Below are 1,076 nucleotides of genomic sequence, written 5' to 3' on the forward strand. Positions count from 1 at the left end.
TACAGCAGTTTGAGATCAAACGCGGTACAAAGATGGTAAACTTTAAAGATGTAAAAAAAAGAAAATAATTGAGATATATGGCAGCAGCATATTCGACTGATATAAGACAAAAAATATTAAGTGCTTGGCAAAATAAAGAAGGTACGCAAAGAGAGTTAGCAGCGAGATTTAAAGTGAGCCTATCATTTATCAGTGAATTTTTCCGCCAATATAGAGAAACGGGGAAGATAGAACCCAAACCCCAAGGTGGAGACCGCCGTTCTTTAATTAAAGGTAAAGAGGAAGAATTGTTGAAGAAAATAGTGATAGAGCAGAATGATATATATTTACGGGAAATTCAAGCAGCAATAAAGGATCAAACAGAAATAGAGGTAAGTATATCCAGTTTATCCCGAACTCTAAAACGCTTAGATTTAAGACGTAAAAAAAAACTTTAGTGGCAAGTGAGCAAGAAACACAAAGAGTACAAGAAATGCGTTATGAATTTCGACGTTGGCTAGATACAATAGATGTCAAAAACCTTGTATTCATTGATGAAACAGGTGTACACCTGGCTATGACACGAAACTACGGTAGAGGTGTTGAAGGTGAAAGGGTCTATGATGATCGTCCAGGAAATAAAGGTAAAAACATCACATTAATTGGAGCTATGAGTGATGAAGGGTTAATTGCCACTATGACCTTTCCTGGTAGTTTAAACACTACTAGTTTTTTAGTTTTCATTGAACAAATATTACTACCTCAGTTGTGGATTGGCGCAATTGTAGTCATGGATAATTTACCTGTACATTATGCTGAAAAGGCAAGAATTTTGATTGAATCTGTTGGAGCAAAGGTTAAATTTTTACCTCCATACTCCCCTGATTTATCACCCATTGAATTATGTTGGTCAAAGTTAAAAGAAATCTTACGTTCTGCAAAAGCTCGTAGTTTTGATGCTCTTGATGAGGCAATTACTATGGCGGTTAATGCTATTACTGATGAAAATGCTCTCAATTGGTTTAATCATTGTGGATTGTTTTTTGACCCTATTTAGATAGCTATTTTTGTACTGGACTTGATCGCAAACTGCTGTA

2 protein-coding genes are annotated in these 1,076 nt (G+C 35.5%); both read left to right on the top strand.

Features of this window, described 5'->3' with window-relative positions; all coding sequences use genetic code 11:
- The first annotated feature begins 77 nt into the window (after positions 1-77).
- A complete protein-coding gene (locus IQ226_RS24790; RefSeq protein ID WP_053541010.1) occupies positions 78-437 on the top strand; it encodes a transposase in 360 nt (119 codons plus the stop codon).
- Positions 437-1,036 (top strand): IS630 family transposase, encoded by a 600-nt coding sequence (locus tag IQ226_RS24795; protein WP_193899790.1) that lies wholly within the window; start codon positions 437-439, stop codon positions 1,034-1,036. The genes IQ226_RS24790 and IQ226_RS24795 overlap by 1 nt, the downstream gene beginning before the upstream one ends.
- Positions 1,037-1,076 lie beyond the last annotated feature (40 nt).

Origin of the sequence: Dolichospermum sp. LEGE 00240 (assembly GCF_015207875.1) — a bacterium.
Taxonomy (GTDB): Bacteria; Cyanobacteriota; Cyanobacteriia; order Cyanobacteriales; family Nostocaceae; genus Dolichospermum; species Dolichospermum gracile.

Excerpts from the sequence above, each read along its gene's own strand:
- IQ226_RS24790 (WP_053541010.1), top strand. The coding sequence starts at position 78 with ATGGCAGCAGCATATTCGACTGATATAAGACAAAAAATATTAAGTGCT.